Here is a 21,737-nt window from a genome sequence, read left to right on the forward strand (position 1 = left end):
CTTTTTCTTATTTATGTGATAACGCTATGTTGATGGTTGCTCAACAGTTTCTGCGCTATTGCTGTCTGCCGTTGGTGCTTTACCCGTTTTACGTCGGTACTTATCTTCCCAGTAATCTGCGCCTTTAATGCCCAGTGCAACAGGGTTAAATGTAAAATCGGTCACACCACGTTTTTGTTGCTCTTCGTAGTCGTTCAGTGCTTTGAGTGCAGGCTTCGACATAAAGAAGATGATCAAAATACCGATGATGTTTAGCCACGCCATCAGTCCTACGCCTACATCACCCATCGCCCATGCTAAGTTGGCGGTTTTCACGGTTCCGTAGAACACGGATGAAATAATGATGACTTTCAGAATAAACATCAGTCCATTTACTTTGAACGTACGACGAATGTAAGCAATGTTCGTTTCTGCAATGTAGTAGTAAGCCAGAATGGTCGTAAACGCGAAGAAGAATAGAGCGATTGCGATGAATGGTTTACCCACGCCAGGTAGTGCGCTTTCGATCGCCATCTGTGTAAACACAGGACCATTTGCACCAATATCCGCTGGTAGGTTTTGAACCAGGAATGTACCTTCAATCGCACCATTTACGTTGTACGCGCCAGTGATAAGAATCATGAACGCGGTTGCTGAACACACAAGTAGTGTATCGATGTAAATAGAGAAAGATTGAACAAGACCTTGCTGAGCTGGGTGATCAACACTCGCTGCTGCTGCTGCGTGAGGACCAGTACCTTGACCTGCTTCGTTGGAGTAGACACCACGTTTTACACCCCAGCCGATTGCTGCACCAACGCCTGCCATTGGTGTGAATGCGTCACCAATGATCATGCCGAAAATGCGTGGAACCTCACCAATGTTTAGAAGGATGATGACAAACGCAGTAATGATGTAAGCTAACGCCATAAATGGCACAACGACTTGGGTAAAGTTCGCGATACGCTTTACGCCACCAAAAATGATGAAAGCCAAAATGACACAAACAACCGTACCAGTGAAAATTTTAGCAAAACTGAAGGTACCAATAGCGGTTTCAATCATGTCACCTGAGCCAAATGCGGCTTCTACTGCGTTACCGATACTGTTCGATTGAACGCCAGGAAGTAGAACACCACAAGCAAAGATGGTCGCGATAGCAAAGATCCAAGCGTACCATTTTTGTCCCATTGCTTTCTCAATATAGTAAGCAGGGCCACCACGGAACTCGCCTTCGTCTTCTTCTTTATAAATTTGTGCAAGTGTTGATTCTGCGTATGCGGTTGCAGCGCCAAAGAAGGCTACGACCCACATCCAGAATACGGCGCCTGGGCCACCGAAACCGATAGCAGCAGCAACACCAGCAATGTTACCTGTACCTACACGGCCAGACAGTGAAACGGCAAGTGCCTGAAATGATGATATCCCTTTTGTTGAACTCTTCCCTGAAAGTAATAAGCGCCACATCTCAAAGAAGTGACGAATTTGTACAAAACGCGTCATGATTGAATAGAACAAACCTGCGCCAAGGCACAAATAGATCAGTACCGGGCTCCAAATAATTCCATTCAGAAAATCAACTAATGACTGCATGAGTATTTTCCCTGTTAGTTGTGTTTGTGGTTGTTTTTCACACAATACATTACCCTTTATGTAATGCAATTGTTAACTTTTTTAGCTACAAATCCTTTGTAGCGTGATGATGAACACAGAATGGAGAGTAGTTGTTAAAATTTGGTTCTTGTTGCTTATTTGCTCCTTTTAGGTAGAAGATTTGCTTGATGATTAATTATGCAGCACATTGTCATTTAAATGTGCTGCGATTTTGATGAGTTAAAAATGCCAGTGGTTATGCATTTTGTGGAGTAAGTGTCTGCCTGTTTTTTGTTCAGTCATGTCCTCAGGCGTAACGACAAAGGTTAAGCTCCGCATTATCCATCACTTTTGTTTTTTCACCTTTCATTACGCTTGCTAGCAATTGACCTGAACCACAAGCCATCGTCCAACCCAGAGTTCCGTGTCCGGTGTTAGTAAAAAGGTTATCGTATTTAGTCGCGCCGATAATTGGTGTGCCATCAGGCGTCATTGGCCTAAAGCCGCTCCAAAACTCAGCTTGGCTGAAGTCACCACAACGAGGAAAAAGATCACGGATGACCATTTCGATGGTGTTTTTGCGTTTTTGTGGAAGGGAAGCATCAAACCCTGCTAATTCTGCGGTGCCAGCTACGCGAATTCGGTCATCAAATCGAGTCATAGCGACTTTGTAGGTTTCATCCATCACAGTAGATCGAGGAGAGAAGTGTTCATCTTCCATCGGGATGGTGAGTGAATAGCCTTTGACAGGGTAGACCGGAATATCAATATCGAGTTGCTTGAGTAGCGCTGTAGAGTAGCTGCCAGAGGCCACCACATATTGGTCTGCTTTAAATTGTCCTCGGTTCGTTTGGACACCTATGATCTTTTTACCTACTGTAACCCAATTGCTTACTTCAGTATCGAACTCAAATCGGACACCGTGTGCCTTAGCAAGCTCAGTTAGTTGTTGGCAAAATTGATGGCAATCGCCCGTTTCGTCATCAGGTAGATGCAAGCCACCAACCAGTTTGTCTTTCACAAGTGCAAGCCCTGGCTCTTGTTCAATACATTGTTCGACGTCCATTAGCTTAAATCGGGTTCCGCTTTGTTCAAGGAGCTGCATGTCCTTTTCAATAGCTTGCAGCTGTTGATGTGTTCGGAATACTTGCAAGGTCCCAAACTGACGTCCTTGATACTCAATGGCGTGTTCTTGGCGTAACTGTTCTAAGCAAATACGGCTGTGGTTAGCGATAGAAAGCATGCGAGCCTTGTTAACTTGATAGCGAGGTAGGGTGCAGTTCGCGACCATTTTACTTGCCCAGCGGATCATGTCGGCATTCAGAGTGGGTTTGATTTTAAGTGGAGCATGCTCCTCCATTAACCACTTAATGGCTTTAACAGGAACACCAGGCGCAGCCCAAGGCGAAGAATAGCCATATGAGATCTGCCCGGCATTGGCGAAGCTCGTTTCCATGGCACTGCTTGCTTGGCGGTCAATGACGGTAACTTGATAGCCTGCTTGAGATAAATACCAAGCAGAGGTTAAGCCGATAACGCCGCTGCCTAATACGATGACTTCCATTGATGCACTCCACACATTTATCAGAGTGCTCAGTTTCTTTTCTTTACCTTTTGTTAACAATCGATATAAATTACACACAGCGTTTAGAAAAACTATAGGCTCAAGGATGAAAAGTAATCTGATAAGTGGCTTGTGTCTATTTAGCCAAGTCGCGGAGTTCAACAGCTTTACTGGTGCTGCAAGACATTTACACCTCACCACTGGTGCCATAAGCCAACAAATTATTCATTTGGAAGCGTTATTAGGTTTTATTTTATTTGAACGCCACTCTCGCGGTATTCGTTTAACCGTAAAAGGCACTCAGTTACACCAAGCGACGCAGTTTCATTTTTCGGAACTGAGCAAATTGCTTGATGAGCTCAAAGTAGAAAAGCAAACCAATGAAATTCGTTTGAAGTTGACGCCTTCTTTTGCTTTCAAATGGTTAGTCCCAAAGCTCGAAAGCTTCCATCATGATAATCCGGATATCCAAGTACAAATCTTTGCGGAAGGTGCGCTGGTAAATAGTGAGATAAAAGACTATGACGTCGCAATTGACTATGGTCTTCATCCTTATAGAAATGCTAACGCGGAGCTGATTTTGGATGAGCATCTGCTACCGGTGATGAGTCCAAAATACCTTGAGGATCATGGCTGGCTAAAAACGTTGTTTGGTGAGCAAAAAAACTCAATGCCAGTGAAGCAATGGCAAGAGGCGACGCTACTACACGATGCGATGCCATGGGAAAACGCGACGCGTGACTATGAGTGGCTATATTGGGCGTCAGCGATGGGGTTGGATTTTAAAACCGATATCGGACACTTTTTTAATCGAACGGATATGGCGATGTCTGCAGCCGAAGCAGGCGTTGGGATTGCGATGGCACGAATGGCACTGATTGAGGATGAATTGACGACAGAGCGTTTGGTTTCTCCATTCAAACCGATTCCTGCCAATGCAGGGTATTACTTGATCATGAACACACGTACGAATGCGACAGAAACGTTTCGTCACTGGTTACTTGGACAGTTGAATTAGCGTTTTATCTCTGTGATTCATCCCTACGTTATTTGTTGAAAAATTGGGCAATATAAGTTTTAAGCAAGGTAAGTGCTTTGCTTGCCGCTATTTGAGTGATGAAAGACAGGGAAGAACATGAAAGACGAAACGCTATCCATCCATTTTGGTTACGAAACTGACCCTACCACTAAATCTGTCGCGACGCCGATTTATCAAACAGTCGCGTACGAGTTTGACAACGCGCAGCACGGCGCTGATCTGTTTAACTTGGAAGTGCCGGGGAATATCTACACTCGCATCATGAATCCGACTAACGATGTTCTGGAAAAACGCATGGCGGCGTTAGAAGGCGGCATTGCTGGATTGGTCGTGAGTGCGGGGAGTGCAGCGATTAACTATGCAATTCTGACCTTAGCGCAAGCGGGCGATAACATCGTTTCTACGCCGCAACTTTATGGCGGTACTTATACCTTGTTTGCGCACATGCTCCCAAATCAAGGTATTCAGGTGAAGTTTGCTAAAGATGACAAGCCAGAAAGTTTGGCCGAATTAATTGATGAAAATACCAAAGCGGTGTACTGCGAGAGCATTGGTAACCCTGCGGGTAATATCATCGATTTAGAACGTGTGGCGGAGCTTGCTCATGCACAAGGCGTACCTGTGATTGTGGATAACACCGTTGCGACGCCAGTGCTTTGCAAACCCATCGAATTTGGTGCGGATATCGTAGTTCACTCTCTCACTAAATACGTTGGTGGGCATGGCACCACATTAGGTGGCGTGATTGTGGATTCAGGTAAATTCCCTTGGGCGCAGCACAAAGACCGCTTTCCTGTTTTCAACCAACCAGAACCTTCTTACCACGGCGTGGTGTATACCGAAGCGTTTGGTGAAGCGGCATTTATCGGGCGTGCGCGTACCGTACCACTGCGTAATACCGGAGCCGCATTATCACCGATGAATGCATTTATGCTTATGCAAGGGCTAGAAACGTTACCGCTGCGCATGGAGCGCCATACCGAGAACACACTCAAAGTGGCTGAATTCTTGGAACAGAATGACAAAGTCAGTTGGGTAAGTTATGCCGGATTGCCAAGTTCTGAACACTTCCATCTCGCCGAAAAATACATGAAAGGTAAGCCTTCTGCGATTTTGTCGTTTGGTTTAAAAGATGGTTATGACGCTGGTGTGCGTTTTTATGATGCTTTGAAAATCTTTAAGCGTTTGGTGAACATTGGCGATGCAAAATCATTGGCTTGCCATCCTGCATCGACGACTCATCGTCAATTGAGCGAAGCAGAACAAAAACAAGCTGGTGTGTCTCCAGAGATGATTCGTTTATCGGTGGGTATTGAACATATTGACGATATTCTAGCCGATTTAGAACAGGCACTAAACGCGTAAAACGATTCTGTTTTTAGCTTTGGGTTACCCATAGGCCAGCCTTTAAAAAAGCTGGCCTATTTTTATTTTATTGTTTAAATATCAAGGGTTTTAGTGTTTTTGGATTGTGGTATTCCAAAAGCTCATGGTGGATGAAATTTATTCCCTTGTCGCATTTGGGGTTGTTCCTGATGATGTGTGCAAATCTTACACATTGGAAGGGACTCAAATGTCTTACGTATTTCACCGTCATTGCCATGCCACGTTGCCAATCATCGATAAAGGTGAAGGTGTTTATCTATTCGATAAACAAGGGAAACAGTATCTCGATGCTTGTGGCGGCGCTGCGGTATCAAACCTTGGCCACAGTCATCAAGCCGTTAAAAAAGCTATGTTGGAACAGCTCGAGCGAGTGCCGTTTGCTCATACTGGATTTTTTACTAGTGACAGCAGTGAGCGACTAGCGGAATTGATTTGTCAGCATATGCCTGAGCAGTTCAACCATGTGTATTTAGTCAGTGGCGGATCAGAAGCGGTGGAGTCGGCACTAAAAATGGCGCGGCAGTATTTTGTGGAATCAGGTAAGCCAGAGAAGAAGCAATTCATTGCGCGTCAGCAAAGTTATCACGGCAATACGTTGGGAGCTCTGGCGGTCGGTGGTAATGAATGGCGACGTGAACCGTTCAAACCTATCTTGCATCCGAGTCATCACATTGCCCCTTGCTATGCTTATCGTTGTCAGCAGAGTCATGAGTCGGAATTGGATTACTCATTGCGAGCGGCGAATGAACTAGAGGCAAAAATTCTTGAGTTGGGGGCTGAGAATGTCATGGCTTTTGTCGCTGAGCCCATTGTGGGAGCCACCGCTGGAGCTGTGCCTGCGACTCAAGGTTACTTCAAACGTATTCGCGAAATATGCGACCAATACGATGTGTTATTGATCTTGGATGAAGTCATGTGTGGCGTTGGACGCAGTGGTAGTTTTTTTGCATTTGAGCAAGAAGAGGCAGAACCCGATCTGGTGTGTATGGCTAAAGGGCTTGGTGCGGGTTATCAACCTATTGGCGCGGTGGTTGCGAATGATCGAGTCTACCAAGCTATTGCCGGTGGAAGCGGTTTTTTCCAACATGGCCATACCTTTATGGCGCACCCTGTGGCGTGCGCTGCTGCCGTGGCAACCATTCAAACCATCTTCCAAGATGATTTATTAACGGCGGTGAATCAGCAAAGTGCTTTGCTGCGTAATGAGCTTACTTCTGAATTGGCCCATTTACCGTACATTGGCGACATTCGTGGTAAAGGCTTATTTTTTGGCATTGAGCTGGTGGCGGATAAAGAAAGCAAGGCGCCTCTGAGTAAAGCCACATTGGCAGACAAACGCATCAAACAGCAAGCAATGGAAAATGGCTTAATGTGCTACCCAATGGGCGGAACGATTGATGGCGTTAATGGGCACCATATCTTGCTTGCACCGCCATTCATTATTCAGCCTCACCATATTGATGAGCTAGTTGGCAAACTCTCATTAACGCTAAAAGAGGTAGCGAAGGAATGGAATTAGAAAATCGATGTATACGAGAGCCTATCGCTATTATCGTGGCCCCAAACGGTGCAAGAAAAACTAAGCACGATCACGCCAGCTTACCCATGACAAAAGACGAACTGGTTGCAGAGGCTATCGCTTGTCAAACGGCAGGGGCTGCCATGATCCATTTACATGCTAGAGACGCCAACGGACGTCATTCATTAGACATCGACGACAACATGGCAATTTACTATGCCGTGAAAGAAGCGGTGGGACAAAACATGATGGTACAGCTCACCACAGAGGCGGTGGGCTTGTATTCTCCGCCACAACAGATAGCGTTAGTTAAAGCTGTGAAACCAGAAGCGGCTTCTTTCGCATTGAGGGAGTTAATCCCTGATCGAGCAAGTGAGAAAGAAGGGTATGCCTTTTTCCATTGGGTGGCAGAAAACAACATCGTGAGCCAAATTATTCTCTACGATGCAACCGACATTGAACGTTATTTCCAACTGCGTGATGCGGGCGTGTTACCTAAAACGTATCAGCATGCATTAGTGGTGTTAGGGCGTTATCACCAAGCTCAACAGTCTTCGCCATGGGATTTACGAGGTTTGAATTTGGCGCATTTTGTCGAGGAAGAAATTCGATGTGCCATTTGTGCTTTTGGCGCGCGAGAGCAAGACTGTTTAGCGAGTGCGATGTTACTTGGATTCGATGTGAGAGTGGGGTTTGAGAATAACCACGTCGATGTGGCAGGCGAATTAGCAATCAGTAACGCGGCTCAGGTGGAAGCTCTACGCGATGTGGCGCATCGCTTTGCGATTCCTTTACACAGTGCGCAAAGTTTGCGTTCAGCTTTGAAGTAAATCTGCTCGCGGAAAAGAAAAAAAGAAGAAAGGAAAGTAAAAAGGCTCCATCGGAGCCTTTTCGGTATTTGTCGTTAGTTCTCAGTTTGCGCTACAGGTTGACGAGCGGGATGTTTGATAAACACCGCGACAATAGCCGCTATCGCTAATGCAAAACAGTAGTAAGAATTGGCAACTACTTCAAGTGGCGAGAGGTTGAACACGGAACCTAGCAGCAATACTTGAGCACCGTAAGGCAACACGCCTTGCACCACGCATGAGAAAATGTCTAACAAGCTTGCTGAGCGGCGAGGAGAGACATTATTCTCTTCCGCCAGTTGGCGAGCAACGCTGCCCGATACAATGATGGCTACGGTGTTGTTTGCCGTACAGCCATTGACCATTGATACCAAACCTGCAATACCTAGCTCGCTTGCACGACTGTTCGCATGCTTAGAGTGACTAGAGCCAAACGCGTGGATAAGGCTACTAACGAAATTTGTTAGAAAAGCAAGGCCACCTTGGCGGCGCATCAGTTCACTCAAACCACCAATCAACATGGATAACAAGAAGATCTCTTGCATGTTACCAAAGCCTTTGTAAACGTCTTGGGCTAGATTAGTCAGTCCGTAATTGTCAATCGATGCCAAGCTCACGCCGCCAGCCAAAAGAATGCCAATCGACAGAACCACAAACACATTCACACCAGATACCGCTAGGATCAAAATAGTGATGTACGGCAAGACTTTTAGCCACTCAATATCGCCAGTTGCAGGCACTTGAGTCGCGGTACTGTTGAAAGCGAACACTGCAATCGCGATCAACGCCGCAGGTAAAGCAATACGAATGTTCTCTTTAAACTTGTCTTTCATCTCACAACCTTGAGAGCGTGTCGCCGCGATGGTGGTGTCAGAGATGATAGAAAGGTTATCACCAAACATAGCGCCGCTCAGCACAACGCCTGCGGTTAACGGTAAGCTCATTCCTGCTGATTCAGCAATACCCAACGCTACAGGGGCAACGGCTGCGATGGTACCCATCGAAGTCCCCATTGCTGTTGCGATAAAAGCAGAAATCAGAAAAATGCCCGGTAAAATCATGCTGGTTGGAATAGCGGATAAACCAAGGTTTACTGTTGCATCAACACCGCCAGAGGCTTTTGCTACCGCAGCAAAGGCACCAGCAAGCAGATAGATCATACACATTGCGATGATGTCTGGGTGGCCAACACCACGCATGAAGTGTTCGATTGAGCGGTTAAGTTTCTCTTTACTTAAAAGAAACGCAATGATGATGGCTGGTAATACCGCGATGGGTGCAGGCAGCTGGTAGAAGGCAAATTCCACGCCTTGCAAAGATAAGTAAGTGCCTACGCCAATAAATAGCGCAAGGAATACAATTAATGGGATCAGTGCGACCGCAGACGGTGCAACTGTTTTAGTTGTTTGTTGGGAACCGGACATGTAAACGACAATGTTAATAATAAGAGAGAAGAGCAGACTAATATCACATTTACGCATTGTCAACGTCTAGACGTCTAAATGGCTGTTTAAATTTTACACGTAAAGAAAAAGAGAAAAGCTCGTGTTGCGTATCTCACTGATACCACGAGCTTTAGTTATGCGCTAATGAAGAGACTGTCGTTATTGCATTGATTTGGCTTTTTTGCGTTTAACAATACCTAAAACCATCCACGTAAATAAGACAGCAGCAAATGCCCATACCAGATATTTGTATTCGGTGTACAGGTTGCTCAACACGCTTAAATGCTCAAATGCAAAGTGAGTTAACAAGCTGAATACCAATACCCAAACCGTCGCCGCGAGAGCGTTACCGAGCAAAAACTCTCTACGTGGCATTTTCGCGATACCGCATGCAAGAGGCATAAATTGCTTCATTCCTTCAATAAAGCGGCTGACCACCAAGCACGTAGGGCCGTATTTCTGGATAGTCAATTGAAGCGTTTGCATCTTCGGGCCGGAAATGTAGCCTTTTTTATCTAACCACCCCTCAAAGTAATAACCGATTAAGTAGCCACAGGTATTACCAAAAAAGCAGCTCAGCCACGATACCATCATTACCATACTTAGGTTCATGACTTGTTCTGACGAGAGCAAAGATGCCGCGATCATCAGTGATTGACCAGGCATCGGGATACCTATCCCTTCTAGAAATATACTGACAATCAGCGCAACGTAGCCGTATTGCTCAAGCAAAGGCTTCATTGACATGAGAAGTTCGTTAATATGTTCCAAAAGCTTTCCCCTAATAAAAGCGGAACGAAGTTGGAGTGATACTCCGAATGTCCTATTGGGTCAATTCTTGTTTCTCACCGTTGAGAAAAACTGACATGCCTCTGATAATTGCGCAGAATCAACCTGCAGCTGGCTTTACTCGCCGCCACGCTCTTTGGTAGCGGCGAACTAGGGAGATCCTTATGACTCTTTGGCTTTGGTGAATGCGCCATACAAATCAAGGCGGCGATGACGTAAGTTGGTGACAGAGCCTTCGGTATTAAGCTGTTTCAACTTAGTCAAATCAACATCAGCGAAGATTATCATTTCGGTGTTGGCGCTTGCTTCTGTCAAGGTCGCATCGTGTGGGAAATAGATATCCGACGGTGAGAATACGGCAGATTGTGCGTACTGGATATCGACATTATCAACACGAGGTAAGTTGCCGACACTGCCCCCAATTGCAACGTAGCATTCGTTTTCGATGGCTCGTGATTGGGAACAGATTCGTACTCGTTGGTAGCCATTTTTTGTGTCTGTCCAGAAAGGAACGAACACAATTTGTGCGCCTTGCTCGGCGAGCATTCTTCCCAACTCTGGGAACTCGCTGTCATAACAAATCAGTATGCCGACTTTGCCTGCATCGGTTTCGAACACCTGAACATTGTCACCACCGTCGATCACCCAGTCTTTTTGCTCATGGGGCGTGATGTGAATCTTATATTGAGCGTTTATTTCACCATCTCGTTGCAGTAAGTAGGCCACATTATACAACTTGCCATCTTCGATGACGGGCATACTGCCAGCAATAATGTTGATGTTGTAGGTGACTGCCATCTGCGAGAAGCGGTTTTTGATCTCTTCTGTAAAGCTAGCCAAAAAGCGAATTGCTTCGACGGAGTTTTGGTCGTTTTGCAAGCCCATCAGCGGCGCGTTAAAGAATTCAGGGAATAGGGCGAAATCGGCTTTGTAGTTCGCAAGAGAAGAAATGAAGAACTCAGCCTGATCGAGCAAGTCCTCTAAGTCATTCATGGCGCGCATTTGCCACTGCACAACACCAATACGAATCAGCGTTTTTTCTACATCATGTACGGATTGAATATCCTCTTCGTAGAAGAAGTTATCCCACTCCAGCAGAGTTGCGTAGCCTTTAGAAGCACTATCCTCTGGCAAGTAACCGCGCATAATACGTTTTACATCGAAGTCGTTTGCAAGCTGAAAAGACAAAATAGGATCGTGAAGCTCACGGCGTTTTATTTTGTCGATGTATTCAGCCACGCTCAATTCGTCAGCATATTTGTGGTAATTCGGGATGCGACCACCGGCTAAAATTGCTTTGAAGTTTTTACTCCGGCAAAGTTCTTTACGCGCATCATACAGACGGCGACCTAAACGCAGTCCACGGTAGTCCGGGTGAACAAATACATCGAGACCATACATGGCGTCACCGGTCACTTGGTTTTGGATGACGTTGTTCTCGGTGATGATGTCGGTGTATAGGTGAGGAAGTGAAAATCGGTTGTAGTCCACTTTGATTGTTAGCGCTGCGCCGACAATTTTTCCGTTATCCTCAATACAGATTTGTCCATCAGGAAACTGATGAATGAGATCCATGATGGTCAGGCGTGGCCATGAGCCACCAACATCAGGAAAAACAAGGTCCATTAATTCCGCGAGCTCTGGGTAATCGGTCGGCTCAATGGTGCGTAAAGAGAGTCTTGGCGTGTTGCTGTCCATATCCTACTATCCATTTATCCTTTTTAAATAGTATGGATGAGAATGCCATAAATTTGAGCAGACAGATACCGAAGTCTTTGAGTTGTTTTGGTTTACCTAAACGAGCTTAAAGAAACAACATTAACTTAGTTTGCTCTTCAGCCATTCGTGAAACACCGCTACTTTTTTAGCCGAAAGTCGATAATTTGGAATCATCACGTAATAACCATAACCGCTCCGTAAAGAAAGGTTGAGAACATGCTGAATGTCCCCTCTTAAAATCGAATACTGCGCCATAAAATCGGGAAGCAAGGCGAGCCCTTTTCCCATTCTGACAGCTTCGCAAGCTAGGTAAAAATGTTCGACGCCTACAGGTTGATAGGTAACGGGAGATTCTACAGTGTAGACAGTTTTAAATTGCTCCCATAGCTGAGGGCGAGTGATTTGAGGTATAAACGGATAATTACTAACAGCGTGCACACTCTCAATTGCAGGAGCATTTGTGCAACCGACTAATAACAATGTTTCTTCGCACAGTAAGTGGCTGTATTCATAATGTGTGGATAATGGAAGGCAGCGAATATGTAAGTCACTTTCGTTGCTCGAATCTTTGACGTTCCCATCCCCGGTACAGACTCTTACTCGGATGTTAGGATGTTGCTGGTGGAAGTCATCAATATTAGGTATCAACCAAAGGCTGGCAAAAGAAGGGGTTACGTCCACGGTGAGTAATTCTTGCTTTGAATCTGACTGGATTAAGTTGGCAGTTGCATGCTGAATAAGCTCCAAAGCTTCTGTGACTTGCGGCAGATAACGCTTGCCTTCTTCGGTTAACTCAATACCACTCGCCCTTCTTTGTATTAAAGGTAAACCCACCAATTGCTCCAGCGATGCGATTTGTTTGCTTACTGCGCTTTGCGTAATACATAGGGCATCCGCTGCTTTAGAGAAACTGAGGTAATTAGAGACCGCGACAAACGTCCTTAATGCTCGAATAGAAGGGTATTCACTGCCTTTTAACATACTTCAGTTCCATTAAACTCTGCTTAGGCAAAGAGTAGAGTATTCACGGCTTGAAGCAAAGTAAGATGCAACGTATGTGTGATTAGCTTCCTTTCTTATAAAAACTAGCTAAGCGTTTTTTGACTGATTAATCTACAAGAGTATTTTAGATGTTTATTTAATTTCTTTGAAAAATCTACAAATTAACAAGAATCTTTTTCACATCATCGATTAACCTCAATTTAGTATTGTTTATATAAAGTAAACAGACAGATCTTTTTTTCTGTTTTTGTTCGGCGTTCTTTAGAGGATTGTCAGTATTCTATAAAATTAAATATATTTTTCATTAATTTTAAGTTGGCATTGCATTTGCTTTTTACTATTCGAACCTTCAATGGAACTTATATTAGGAGAACGAAATGAAAAGCAATGTTGTTACTTTGATTAGCCTTTTTTCTTTAGCAACGTTTAGTACTTTATCACATGCTGCGGACTCCAACGATCATGGTGTATATGTTGGCGCCAACTACGGTTACTTAAAAGTTGATGGACAAGATGACTTTGATGATGACAGCGATGTTATTCAAGGTTTAGTTGGTTACCGTTTTAATCCTTACTTAGCGTTGGAAGGTGGTTACATTGATTTCGGTAGCTATGGTAATAACCTAGCAAATGCCGAAACGGACGGCTATACAGCGGCTCTAAAAGTTACCGCTCCCATTGCTGATCGTGTCGACCTTTACGCAAAAGGCGGTCAAATGTGGTACTCGACGGATTACAACGTTGCTGGCTTCCAAGGCAACAAAGATGATGAAGGTGTATTCGCTGGTGCCGGTGTTGGTTTTAAAGTTACTGATAACTTCTTAGTTAACGCAGAATATATGTGGTACGACGTAGAACTGAATGCAGAGAACGTCGCGAATGGTGCAAACACGGAAACAGACTTTAACCAAGCATCACTAGGTGTGGAATATAGATTTTAATATTGTTAACAACTCTAAGCCCTAATAAAAAGCGAAGCCTAAATAGCTTCGCTTTTTCTGAACTCAATCTAGTTGAGGATAATAGCGCGTTTTTTAGAATAATTGTTCGTGCCTTTTACTGTCACTCTACTATATTTAGAGCATTTCTAACATGACTATCTAACCTTCTTACTAGTCTCGAAAAACAAAGTTTTATCACTCTATAAGTAATACTCGATAGGTCGATCGCTGCGCTACCTGACATTACATTCATGTGACCTAAAATACCGCGAACGTGTTCTGTATACTCGTTTTTTAGTTTTTGAGATGTACGCCATAGCTTTAGCTAGTTGATCCCAAGCAGTAAGGCCTACAGTTGCTATTTGTTGTATTATATGACCCAGACCTGAAATTCTTAATAAGGTTAAAATTGAAGAGACTATTTTACTTACCCAACCATCAGTCATCCGAGCATTATATCTATTGTTGAAGTCAAGAAATACGTTGCGTTCTAGGTAAGCTTGAGATTTGGGTTGTAGTGCCGACCACTCATTACTTGTAGCGGTATTGACATAACCCGGAACAGATTTTTTTCCTAGTCCATGAGCGCAGAAGTAGATGCCAGAACTTCCATCTAGCCGATACTCAATACCACCGTGAGTAAATGGCCAAAGAGGAGACATAGGAACTGGAGTTGTATCATGAGTGCATTGTTTAATTTCCATATAAGTCAGAGTCTATATAACCAAATAAATTACATTGGCTGTTTACGTAGTAGTCATCGTTTTCTTCATCATCAATTGAAAAAGCAAAGTAATTAAGAGGGTTCTCAGTGTCACAAGCAAGGTTAGCCATGTTATTTTTTACGTAATCCTCTATTTTATAACCATCAAAGCTTCCTTCCCAAATAATAGTACTTTCATCTTTGCTGAGTTCTGCGACTAAAACAATAGTTACATAGTGATCAATGAGAGGAGTGCTTATGACGTCTTTATTTTCATAGACTGGAGAAAACTCAAAGCGACCAGTACTGTCTGTGAATGTTGATAAGTCTATTGATTTCCCTGACATGCTTAAACCAATACTAAGGCTAACCTTCAGGCTACTAAGTGGTTTTCCTTTCTTTGTTAACACACCATTGATTTGCGGTGTGTATTGATTAACGTGTTCGTCATTCAATTTACTTTCTTCAAAATTCATTACAATGCTCACTAATATGACTGTAATAATTCCAGCAACTTAATTTTTCACAACAATATTTTCATTTTGAAATTTAAAAATCTATATATGTTGTGTTTCTGTTCAATATCTAAGGTTAACTTTGTGATTAGAGTTACATTATTTTTTGTAACTACTGTTTGTAGTCATTACATCTATAGAGTTGTAATGAAACAAGCGAGTAGGGACTAACAATGAATACATCAATCAATTCATCGAGGGAGATGAGTATAGACTTTAGACTTAGATCTAGTTATCTCTTAGAAAGGATAGGTAAGCAGAAGACTTTTAAGTTGCAGGGCTTTTAGTACCATGCTTTCTGCCTTTTTGATTAGTACTTATGAACCTCTTGTTTACTGATTAATACTCAACGAGTTTGTAAATCTACATGGGCCAAAGGTATGCGGTAATCCATGTAGTAAGATTTCAGAAAGCATGAATGTTTGAAAAAAGAGACTATTTTAGTTGATACAAAAAAGGCCACCCGAAGGTGGCCTTTTCCAAACGTTTGGTGGAGCTGGCGGGAGTTGAACCCGCGTCCGAAAACCGTTCATCATTGGTACTACATGCTTAGTCGATCTTTAATTTCGCCACCCACCTGCGAACCGACACGCTAATGAATGACTAGCCTGAATTAAAATTCGCCGTTCATCTCTCAGGCGGGAGAATCCGGGCTAGCGCGTTTGGGTTTGATCCCTCGTTGATCCCCGTCTTACGTGCGGAAGCTAGGGCGAGAGAGCTCTTAGCAGGTTATTAAGCTGCTAGTGCGTAGTTTTCGTCGTTTGCGACTATTTTTTTGCGGTTTGTTAACGAGGCCTACCGCACCTCGGCATGCACCTCAGACTTCTGAATTCCCGTCGAATCCTAAATCAGCCCCAGGTAATATTCGCATAGTAACAGAAAAGCATTGGCTGTCCAGTACTATGCGTTTAAGTGGTCAAGATTAACGCAGCGCGCTCTTCATTACGCGTGCTTTTTCTCTTGCCCAGTCTTTTTCTTTTAGATCCGTACGTTTATCGTGCAGCTTTTTACCTTTTGCTACGCCAATTTTTAGTTTCACCCAAGAGCGAGACCAGTACAGTGAGAGGGCCGTTAATGTCATACCTTCACGGTTTACACGTCCGAATAGATTATCCAGCTCACGACGACTCATTAGTAGTTTACGCACACGTGTAGGATTCGCCACAACGTGTGTCGATGCCTGATTTAAAGGAGTGATTGTCATGCCACTCACAAAGGCTTCACCGTCACGCATAAATACGTAACTTTCAGAAATATTGGCTTTACCTTGGCGAAGGGCTTTCACTTCCCAACCTTGGAGCTCCAAGCCAGCTTCGATTTCATCATCGATGAAATACTCGTGGCGAGCTTTTTTATTCAGCGCGATAGTATTGCTACCCGCTTTTTGTTTCGTTTTTTTCTTTGCCATAATAGCGTCATTATACGGGTTGGATATCGGATAGGAAATCCTTTTATTTGCGCAATCGTGGAATAAAAGTAAAATTGGCGAGTAGCTTTAAATCTGTACATGTATCGATAGGAGTATGTATGAAGCAAGTCAGCCGTTCTGCGCTTGTGTCTTTTAGCGCCGAACAGATGTTCAATCTGGTTAATGATGTTGCTAAATACCCTGAATTTCTGCCTGGTTGCTCGGGCTCTAGAATCATTGAGTCTTCGGGGAATGGTATGGTGGCTTCTGTCGATGTGGCGAAGGCTGGAATCAGCAAAACGTTTACGACTTCAAATGAGTTGATCCCCGGTCAGGCAATTATGATGAACTTGGTGGATGGCCCGTTTAAGACGTTGCGTGGTGGTTGGATTTTTACCGCGCTAGATGAGCAAGCTTGCAAGGTTGAACTAAAGCTTGAGTTTGAATTCTCAAGTAAAATGATTGAGATGGCCTTCGGTAAGATTTTTAACGAGCTTACTAGTAATATGGTAAATGCATTTACTAAACGCGCAAAACAGGTCTACGAGTGTTATGAGTATTGAGTCAGATATGATTCACGTTGAGGTTGTCTATGCTCTTCCTCATGAACAGCGTGTATTTAACTTAGTGGTAAATAATCACGCAACGGTAGAAGAGATCATTCGACAATCCGGTGTATTGGAGTTGTACCCTGAAATTGATTTGTCCAAGAACAAAGTGGGTGTGTTTAGTCGTAACGTGAAGTTGGATGCGACCGTTCGAGATCGAGACCGAATAGAGATTTATCGTCCGTTACTCGCCGATCCGAAAGAGATTCGCCGTAAAAGGGCGGAGCAGGCTAAAGCCGAGGGAAGTGCAGACCCAGTCACCGGTGGCAAGCCTAGTTCTGTACGTAAAAATAAGCAGGATTAATATAAACCCAATAGCTCATGTGAGTTACTCAAAGTTTGACTAACGTGATTTCTATATAATAAAAAACCTCCCAAACGGGAGGTTTTTTTGCAAAAGTCAGTTTACTGAATTTGCTCGTAAAATGCGTCACTTTTTGGAAAGTCACCACTGATGTCTGCGAGTGTGCCTTGGTCATTAAAGTTTACAATCAGATCTTTCTGTACTGGTTCGCCATGGCCAGGAGTATGATGATAGATGTAATACCAAGTGTTTGGATAGCCGTTTTCAATAAGCATTGGCGACCCTAATACGAAGCGAACCTGTGCTTTAGTCATCCCAAACTTTAATTTATCAACCGCACTTTGTTCTACATAGTTGCCTTGGTTGATATCAATACGATAAACCAGTCTTTCCAATACCGAACATCCTGTCAGCAATGTCATTGCTAATGGTACGGCAACTAACCACTTCTTTAATTGCATAATAATTTCTTAGTAACCTTTAAAATACTGCGCTGATAATAAACAAGCTCGACGCAGATGTAAAAAGCTATGCGTCGTATGGTAGACAATCTGACAACGAATTTTGAGTTGAGTTGCATTTATTCACCGATATTAGGCGGTAAATGTCACCACATGACGTATTAGTTAGGTGACGAAGAGCACATTTCAATCGGAGATAGGGTGATGGACGCTTTCAGCGGTGAGCCAAGCCTAGTGACTCGTTAGTCGGTTTTGGCGAATTCGCGTAATGCATCACCTGAAAAACGATAATACTCTTTTTCATGAATTAGTGTTGCACCAATTGAGCGGTAAAACTGACCTGCGGTAGGGTTACTACTTTCAGCTGTCCAGTCCAACCTTTGGCATCCACACTTGATCGCCAAAGATGCCAGATACTTCATTCACTTGAGACCAACCCCTTTTCCTCGAACCTTCGAAGATACGAACAGATCTTTTAAGTACATCTGCCCTGAGAGTTTTGGGGCAGGGAACATGACGGTATAAGATGCAAAGCCTACGACGTCATCATTATCGTAAACCGCAATGATATTAACACCAGAATGTTCAGAGAAGACTTGGCTCTTTAGATAATGGACCAGATCGTGTTTTGATGAAGCTTTTTCTTTGAAGTAGTAATGTTCTAACTCAATAAAAATAGGGATGAGATCTAAGCAGTTGGTTTTGTGTATTGCTCTGATATCCATATCTCATCCCTTGTCGATTTATTAAGCGGCGATAAGCAGTTCTTTTGCGTTTGCCAACGTTGAGTCGGTTATTTGACTACCACCAAGTAAGCGAGCTAATTCTGCCACACGTTGTTGTTCATCTAATGCGTGCATTTGGGTTTCGGTTTGGCCTGCTTTGGTTTGCTTAGCAACAAACATTTGTTGATGGCCGCATCCGGCAACTTGAGGGAGGTGAGTGACACACAATACTTGAGTAGATTCGCCAAGCTTGCGTAGCATTTTGCCCACTACGGCAGCTGTTGGGCCACTAATACCTACGTCCACTTCATCGAAGATTAAACTTGGTGTATCTACTTTCTGAGCGGTGATCACTTGGATAGCTAGAGAGATACGTGATAGCTCACCGCCTGACGCAACTTTTGCTATAGGTTGCAATGGTTGTCCCGGGTTGGTCGATACTAAGAAGCACACGCTGTCCATGCCAAGCGGCGATGGGTGCGTGTTGTCATTGCTAACTTCGATACTGAATACTGCTTTCTCCATGCTCAATTCGTGCATGCTTTGTGTGATCAGTTTGTTCAGTTCTTTTGCGTAACGGCTGCGTGATTTGTGCAGTTTTTCTGCTTGTGTTAGAAAGCTTTGGTACTTGTGTTCTACTTCTTGAGCAAGTTCATCTAAACGTTCATCGGAGCAATCTAACGCTTCTACTTGGGCCAGAAGATCTTGATGATGCTGGTAGAGTTCTTCTGGCATTACGTGGTGTTTACGAGCTACAGACATCACTTTAGAAAAACGTTCTTCTACATAAGCCATACGAGCTGGATCAACATCGATGCCATCTAAGTAGCTGCGTAATTCATTCTTCGTTTCTTCAAGTTGAATCATCGCTTCTGACAGCATGTTAGGTAGCTCAGATAGCTTTTCATCTAATTCGGCTAATTGAATTAGGGAGTGATTGGCCGATTGCAAAATACCAAGCGCATTGACTTCTTCACCTTCGTAAATAAGTTCGATGGCTTGCTGACAGGTAGTGGCGAGTTCACCACTGTTGGATAGTCGTTTATGCTCTTGCTCGAGCTCTGCAAATTCTTCTTCACCTAGCGATAACTCATTCAGTTCTTTGATTTGGTATTCAAGCAACTGTTTTTGCGCCTGGTTTTGCTGGCTATTTTCTTTTAGCTGCTTGAGGTTATTATCCGCCTGACGCCAATGCTGGTAAGCACTTCGTGTGCTTTTTAGTAGGTTTAAATGCCCAGCATATTGGTCGAGCATGGCCATTTGGTGCTCACTTTTCATCAATTGATGATGAGCGTGCTGCCCATGGATATTGATAAGTAGCTGCCCTAGAGATTTGAGTTGTGATAGTGGAACAGGGCTGCCATTAATGAAGGCTCTTGAGCGGCCTTCTTTTGTGATAATACGACGCAAAATACACTCACTGCCATCTAGCAGATCGTTATCTTCTAACCAACGTGTTGCATGTAAGTTGTTGTCCAATAAAAAAGCGGCGCTAACTTCGGTTTTCTCTTCACCTTGTCGCACCATGCCGGCATCGGCTCGTCCGCCTAAGCAGAGCCCTAAAGCATCGATAGCAATGGATTTACCCGCGCCTGTTTCACCTGTAATGGTGGTCATGCCCTTAGAAAGCTCGAGTTGTAAAGACTTAACAATCGCAAAATTATTAACACTTAGATGAGCCAGCATTTTATTTACCTGTATAACTGAACAATACTGTATAAGAGAACAGTATATACTGTTTCTTTATACAGTAAAGTCAGGTAGGGAAAATTTTCTTTGTAGGCTGTTTTTTTGTGATGAAGTGGGAAAAATGAGCCGATGTGATTACAACGACTCATTAAAATTGAACAGGTTACGGACGAGTTGGGTTAATCGTTAGTGGTTCTAGTGTGACGACTGCATTCACACCTGCACCTGGGTGATCTACGTATGAAGTATCTTGCATTAGAGTGTAGTAAACGTCGACGAAGTCATCATCATTCGTGAGTACACCATCGGGGATAGTGTCGATGATCTTGTTCGTGATTTGCGGAATAATCGCGTAAGCCTGAACTTCTGGATCTGGAATCGCTTTCAATACTTCTTCGGCAACTTGAACAAGGAGTTTTGCCAATTGTTTATAGTCTGTGCCGTCATCTTGCTCCATGAGCACAATGTCTGCCGCACCCCAGCGGTAACGAGACCAGTGAATAATGATCTGATTTGGATAGTAATCTTGGTTATCGTAGTCTAAGTATGGAAGCTCCACCAAATCGAGAGTAGGTTCATCACGACTTGGATTGACGCCCGTTACGATAGCGTAGATTTCTGCCTTGCCAGAGATCCAAGGTTCTTTGTCATCGGCTAGACGGATCTTTTTCAACTGCGTGGTTTGAATTGGAGCCGCTTCGCCCACTGCGCTACTTGACAATAGCGGTGTATTTTGGCGTTGTTCATCAGCAATATATGGTTGAACTAAAGCTGGTTGACCGAGTTTTTTCATCTCAGCTTGCATAGCTTGCAAGCCTGCTTTTAGCTCTGCAGAGCTATTGTTATCAACGACAAGTACAGGTACCTCAGGGAGCTGGTAAACATCGAGTTGATGGATGTTGCCATAAACATCAAATGCTTCGATGTATTGCCAATTCTCATCATCACCACTTGGTTCAAATGCAAATAATGGCTCGACCTCGCCACTTTGCCATGCTGTTATCATGGCTTCATTTGCCAAGCGAACTTCTAACAACTGATCAGAGTATTCAGAAATACCTTTCCAGCTACGAATTTGAGTGTCAGCTTGTACAAGCTGGCGGCTGAACTCTGAGTTAGGGTTTTGCTTAACAAATGCTGATACAGACACGTTAGTCTGTTGCGGAGTAATATCTCTTCTCAGCATGGGTTCAATGGCAGCATAATTCTCACTCAATTGTTGAGCTAGGGCCCGTTTCGTCTTAGTGATATCTTCCGCTTTTGCATTGGACACACTGTTGACTTGCGTTTCCTCTGATTGGCAGCCAATAAGTGCTAATGTACTGAGAACAGACAGAATGATGGTTTTCTTCATAATATGTCCTTTATTGATTGTATGAAATAGAGTTAATACTCTATTCATGGTGAGAATATCACCGGACATAGATCATTGAATTTGCTTTTCTATCTTTTGTGTAAAGTTTGCCCACAGGATCAAAATTTATAAGCTTCTCTTTAATG

18 protein-coding genes, 1 other RNA gene and 1 pseudogene are annotated in these 21,737 nt (G+C 43.7%); 7 read left to right on the top strand and 13 right to left on the bottom strand.

What is annotated here, in order from left to right; translation table 11 throughout:
* Window positions 1-24: 24 nt before the first annotated feature.
* Both R7Z49_RS15090 and R7Z49_RS15095 read right to left on the bottom strand, forming a co-directional pair.
* Window positions 25-1,572: an alanine/glycine:cation symporter family protein gene (locus R7Z49_RS15090; RefSeq protein WP_005381681.1), complete on the bottom strand. Its 1,548-nt coding sequence runs from the start codon at window positions 1,570-1,572 to the stop codon at window positions 25-27.
* A gap of 307 nt (window positions 1,573-1,879) precedes the next feature.
* Complete coding sequence (locus tag R7Z49_RS15095; RefSeq protein ID WP_213877597.1) at window positions 1,880-3,136, bottom strand: D-amino acid dehydrogenase; 1,257 nt, start codon at window positions 3,134-3,136, stop codon at window positions 1,880-1,882.
* Window positions 3,137-3,242: 106 nt separating this feature from the next.
* Here R7Z49_RS15095 and R7Z49_RS15100 point away from each other — a divergent pair, with 106 nt between their 5' ends.
* From R7Z49_RS15100 to R7Z49_RS15115, 4 genes are all read left to right on the top strand, one after another.
* Window positions 3,243-4,154 (top strand): LysR substrate-binding domain-containing protein, encoded by a 912-nt coding sequence (locus R7Z49_RS15100; RefSeq protein ID WP_318111800.1) that lies wholly within the window; start codon window positions 3,243-3,245, stop codon window positions 4,152-4,154.
* 117 nt (window positions 4,155-4,271) lie between these two features.
* Window positions 4,272-5,540 (top strand): O-acetylhomoserine aminocarboxypropyltransferase/cysteine synthase family protein, encoded by a 1,269-nt coding sequence (locus R7Z49_RS15105; protein ID WP_005381677.1) that lies wholly within the window; start codon window positions 4,272-4,274, stop codon window positions 5,538-5,540.
* 208 nt (window positions 5,541-5,748) lie between these two features.
* Complete coding sequence (locus R7Z49_RS15110; RefSeq protein WP_042521241.1) at window positions 5,749-7,080, top strand: aspartate aminotransferase family protein; 1,332 nt, start codon at window positions 5,749-5,751, stop codon at window positions 7,078-7,080.
* Entirely contained in the window at window positions 7,071-7,910 is an 840-nt protein-coding gene (locus R7Z49_RS15115) for a 3-keto-5-aminohexanoate cleavage protein (RefSeq protein ID WP_318111801.1), read from the top strand. The genes R7Z49_RS15110 and R7Z49_RS15115 overlap by 10 nt, the downstream gene beginning before the upstream one ends.
* Before the next feature lie 74 nt (window positions 7,911-7,984).
* Here the strand turns inward: R7Z49_RS15115 and R7Z49_RS15120 are convergent, their stop codons facing one another.
* The 4 genes from R7Z49_RS15120 to R7Z49_RS15135 all read right to left on the bottom strand — a co-directional run bounded on the left by R7Z49_RS15120 (window position 7,985) and on the right by R7Z49_RS15135 (window position 12,862).
* A complete protein-coding gene (locus R7Z49_RS15120; protein ID WP_170890789.1) occupies window positions 7,985-9,352 on the bottom strand; it encodes a Na+/H+ antiporter NhaC family protein in 1,368 nt (455 codons plus the stop codon).
* A 180-nt stretch (window positions 9,353-9,532) separates the two neighbouring features.
* Window positions 9,533-10,120, bottom strand: coding sequence for a DedA family protein (locus R7Z49_RS15125; RefSeq protein ID WP_005383738.1), 588 nt, complete (start codon window positions 10,118-10,120; stop codon window positions 9,533-9,535).
* A 204-nt stretch (window positions 10,121-10,324) separates the two neighbouring features.
* Window positions 10,325-11,860, bottom strand: coding sequence for a bifunctional GNAT family N-acetyltransferase/carbon-nitrogen hydrolase family protein (locus R7Z49_RS15130; RefSeq protein WP_005381670.1), 1,536 nt, complete (start codon window positions 11,858-11,860; stop codon window positions 10,325-10,327).
* A gap of 120 nt (window positions 11,861-11,980) precedes the next feature.
* Entirely contained in the window at window positions 11,981-12,862 is an 882-nt protein-coding gene (locus R7Z49_RS15135; protein ID WP_318111802.1) for a LysR family transcriptional regulator, read from the bottom strand.
* Between the two features lie 398 nt (window positions 12,863-13,260).
* Here R7Z49_RS15135 and R7Z49_RS15140 point away from each other — a divergent pair, with 398 nt between their 5' ends.
* Window positions 13,261-13,824, top strand: coding sequence for a porin family protein (locus tag R7Z49_RS15140; protein WP_005381668.1), 564 nt, complete (start codon window positions 13,261-13,263; stop codon window positions 13,822-13,824).
* Between the two features lie 693 nt (window positions 13,825-14,517).
* On the opposite strand, the gene R7Z49_RS15145 is transcribed toward R7Z49_RS15140, so the two are convergent.
* The 3 genes from R7Z49_RS15145 to smpB all read right to left on the bottom strand — a co-directional run bounded on the left by R7Z49_RS15145 (window position 14,518) and on the right by smpB (window position 16,450).
* Window positions 14,518-15,003: a DUF6795 domain-containing protein gene (locus tag R7Z49_RS15145; RefSeq protein WP_318111804.1), complete on the bottom strand. Its 486-nt coding sequence runs from the start codon at window positions 15,001-15,003 to the stop codon at window positions 14,518-14,520.
* A gap of 527 nt (window positions 15,004-15,530) precedes the next feature.
* Window positions 15,531-15,898: a transfer-messenger RNA gene (gene ssrA, locus R7Z49_RS15150) on the bottom strand.
* Between the two features lie 66 nt (window positions 15,899-15,964).
* Window positions 15,965-16,450, bottom strand: coding sequence for an SsrA-binding protein SmpB (gene smpB / locus R7Z49_RS15155; RefSeq protein WP_005381642.1), 486 nt, complete (start codon window positions 16,448-16,450; stop codon window positions 15,965-15,967).
* A gap of 119 nt (window positions 16,451-16,569) precedes the next feature.
* Here smpB and R7Z49_RS15160 point away from each other — a divergent pair, with 119 nt between their 5' ends.
* On the top strand, window positions 16,570-17,013 hold the full coding sequence (locus tag R7Z49_RS15160) for an SRPBCC family protein (RefSeq protein WP_005381641.1): 444 nt from the start codon (window positions 16,570-16,572) through the stop codon (window positions 17,011-17,013).
* The gene (locus tag R7Z49_RS15165) at window positions 17,003-17,362 is read left to right on the top strand and encodes an RnfH family protein (protein WP_005381640.1); all 360 of its coding nucleotides are present in this window, start codon (window positions 17,003-17,005) and stop codon (window positions 17,360-17,362) included. Before R7Z49_RS15160 ends, R7Z49_RS15165 begins: the two co-directional genes overlap by 11 nt.
* Window positions 17,363-17,463: 101 nt before the next feature.
* Here the strand turns inward: R7Z49_RS15165 and bamE are convergent, their stop codons facing one another.
* The 4 genes and pseudogenes from bamE to R7Z49_RS15185 all read right to left on the bottom strand — a co-directional run bounded on the left by bamE (window position 17,464) and on the right by R7Z49_RS15185 (window position 21,591).
* Entirely contained in the window at window positions 17,464-17,823 is a 360-nt protein-coding gene (gene bamE / locus R7Z49_RS15170) for an outer membrane protein assembly factor BamE (protein WP_017820585.1), read from the bottom strand.
* A 242-nt stretch (window positions 17,824-18,065) separates the two neighbouring features.
* Window positions 18,066-18,548 (bottom strand): annotated as a pseudogene (locus R7Z49_RS15175) (GNAT family N-acetyltransferase).
* 21 nt (window positions 18,549-18,569) lie between these two features.
* The gene (gene recN, locus R7Z49_RS15180) at window positions 18,570-20,234 is read right to left on the bottom strand and encodes a DNA repair protein RecN (RefSeq protein ID WP_005383750.1); all 1,665 of its coding nucleotides are present in this window, start codon (window positions 20,232-20,234) and stop codon (window positions 18,570-18,572) included.
* Between the two features lie 166 nt (window positions 20,235-20,400).
* Window positions 20,401-21,591 (bottom strand): DUF3103 domain-containing protein, encoded by a 1,191-nt coding sequence (locus R7Z49_RS15185; RefSeq protein ID WP_005383752.1) that lies wholly within the window; start codon window positions 21,589-21,591, stop codon window positions 20,401-20,403.
* Between the last annotated feature and the right edge of the window lie 146 nt (window positions 21,592-21,737).

The sequence above is a fragment of the Vibrio sp. 1562 genome, assembly GCF_033340155.1.
In the GTDB taxonomy this organism is placed as follows: Bacteria; Pseudomonadota; Gammaproteobacteria; order Enterobacterales; family Vibrionaceae; genus Vibrio; species Vibrio alginolyticus.

Coding starts and splice junctions, on each gene's coding strand:
- R7Z49_RS15090 (WP_005381681.1), bottom strand. CDS start 1,572: ATGCAGTCATTAGTTGATTTTCTGAATGGAATTATTTGGAGCCCGGTA.
- R7Z49_RS15095 (WP_213877597.1), bottom strand. CDS start 3,136: ATGGAAGTCATCGTATTAGGCAGCGGCGTTATCGGCTTAACCTCTGCT.
- R7Z49_RS15100 (WP_318111800.1), top strand. CDS start 3,243: ATGAAAAGTAATCTGATAAGTGGCTTGTGTCTATTTAGCCAAGTCGCG.
- R7Z49_RS15105 (WP_005381677.1), top strand. CDS start 4,272: ATGAAAGACGAAACGCTATCCATCCATTTTGGTTACGAAACTGACCCT.
- R7Z49_RS15110 (WP_042521241.1), top strand. CDS start 5,749: ATGTCTTACGTATTTCACCGTCATTGCCATGCCACGTTGCCAATCATC.
- R7Z49_RS15115 (WP_318111801.1), top strand. CDS start 7,071: ATGGAATTAGAAAATCGATGTATACGAGAGCCTATCGCTATTATCGTG.
- R7Z49_RS15120 (WP_170890789.1), bottom strand. CDS start 9,352: ATGTCCGGTTCCCAACAAACAACTAAAACAGTTGCACCGTCTGCGGTC.
- R7Z49_RS15125 (WP_005383738.1), bottom strand. CDS start 10,120: ATGTCAATGAAGCCTTTGCTTGAGCAATACGGCTACGTTGCGCTGATT.
- R7Z49_RS15130 (WP_005381670.1), bottom strand. CDS start 11,860: ATGGACAGCAACACGCCAAGACTCTCTTTACGCACCATTGAGCCGACC.
- R7Z49_RS15135 (WP_318111802.1), bottom strand. CDS start 12,862: ATGTTAAAAGGCAGTGAATACCCTTCTATTCGAGCATTAAGGACGTTT.
- R7Z49_RS15140 (WP_005381668.1), top strand. CDS start 13,261: ATGAAAAGCAATGTTGTTACTTTGATTAGCCTTTTTTCTTTAGCAACG.
- R7Z49_RS15145 (WP_318111804.1), bottom strand. CDS start 15,003: ATGAATTTTGAAGAAAGTAAATTGAATGACGAACACGTTAATCAATAC.
- smpB (WP_005381642.1), bottom strand. CDS start 16,450: ATGGCAAAGAAAAAAACGAAACAAAAAGCGGGTAGCAATACTATCGCG.
- R7Z49_RS15160 (WP_005381641.1), top strand. CDS start 16,570: ATGAAGCAAGTCAGCCGTTCTGCGCTTGTGTCTTTTAGCGCCGAACAG.
- R7Z49_RS15165 (WP_005381640.1), top strand. CDS start 17,003: ATGAGTATTGAGTCAGATATGATTCACGTTGAGGTTGTCTATGCTCTT.
- bamE (WP_017820585.1), bottom strand. CDS start 17,823: ATGCAATTAAAGAAGTGGTTAGTTGCCGTACCATTAGCAATGACATTG.
- recN (WP_005383750.1), bottom strand. CDS start 20,234: ATGCTGGCTCATCTAAGTGTTAATAATTTTGCGATTGTTAAGTCTTTA.
- R7Z49_RS15185 (WP_005383752.1), bottom strand. CDS start 21,591: ATGAAGAAAACCATCATTCTGTCTGTTCTCAGTACATTAGCACTTATT.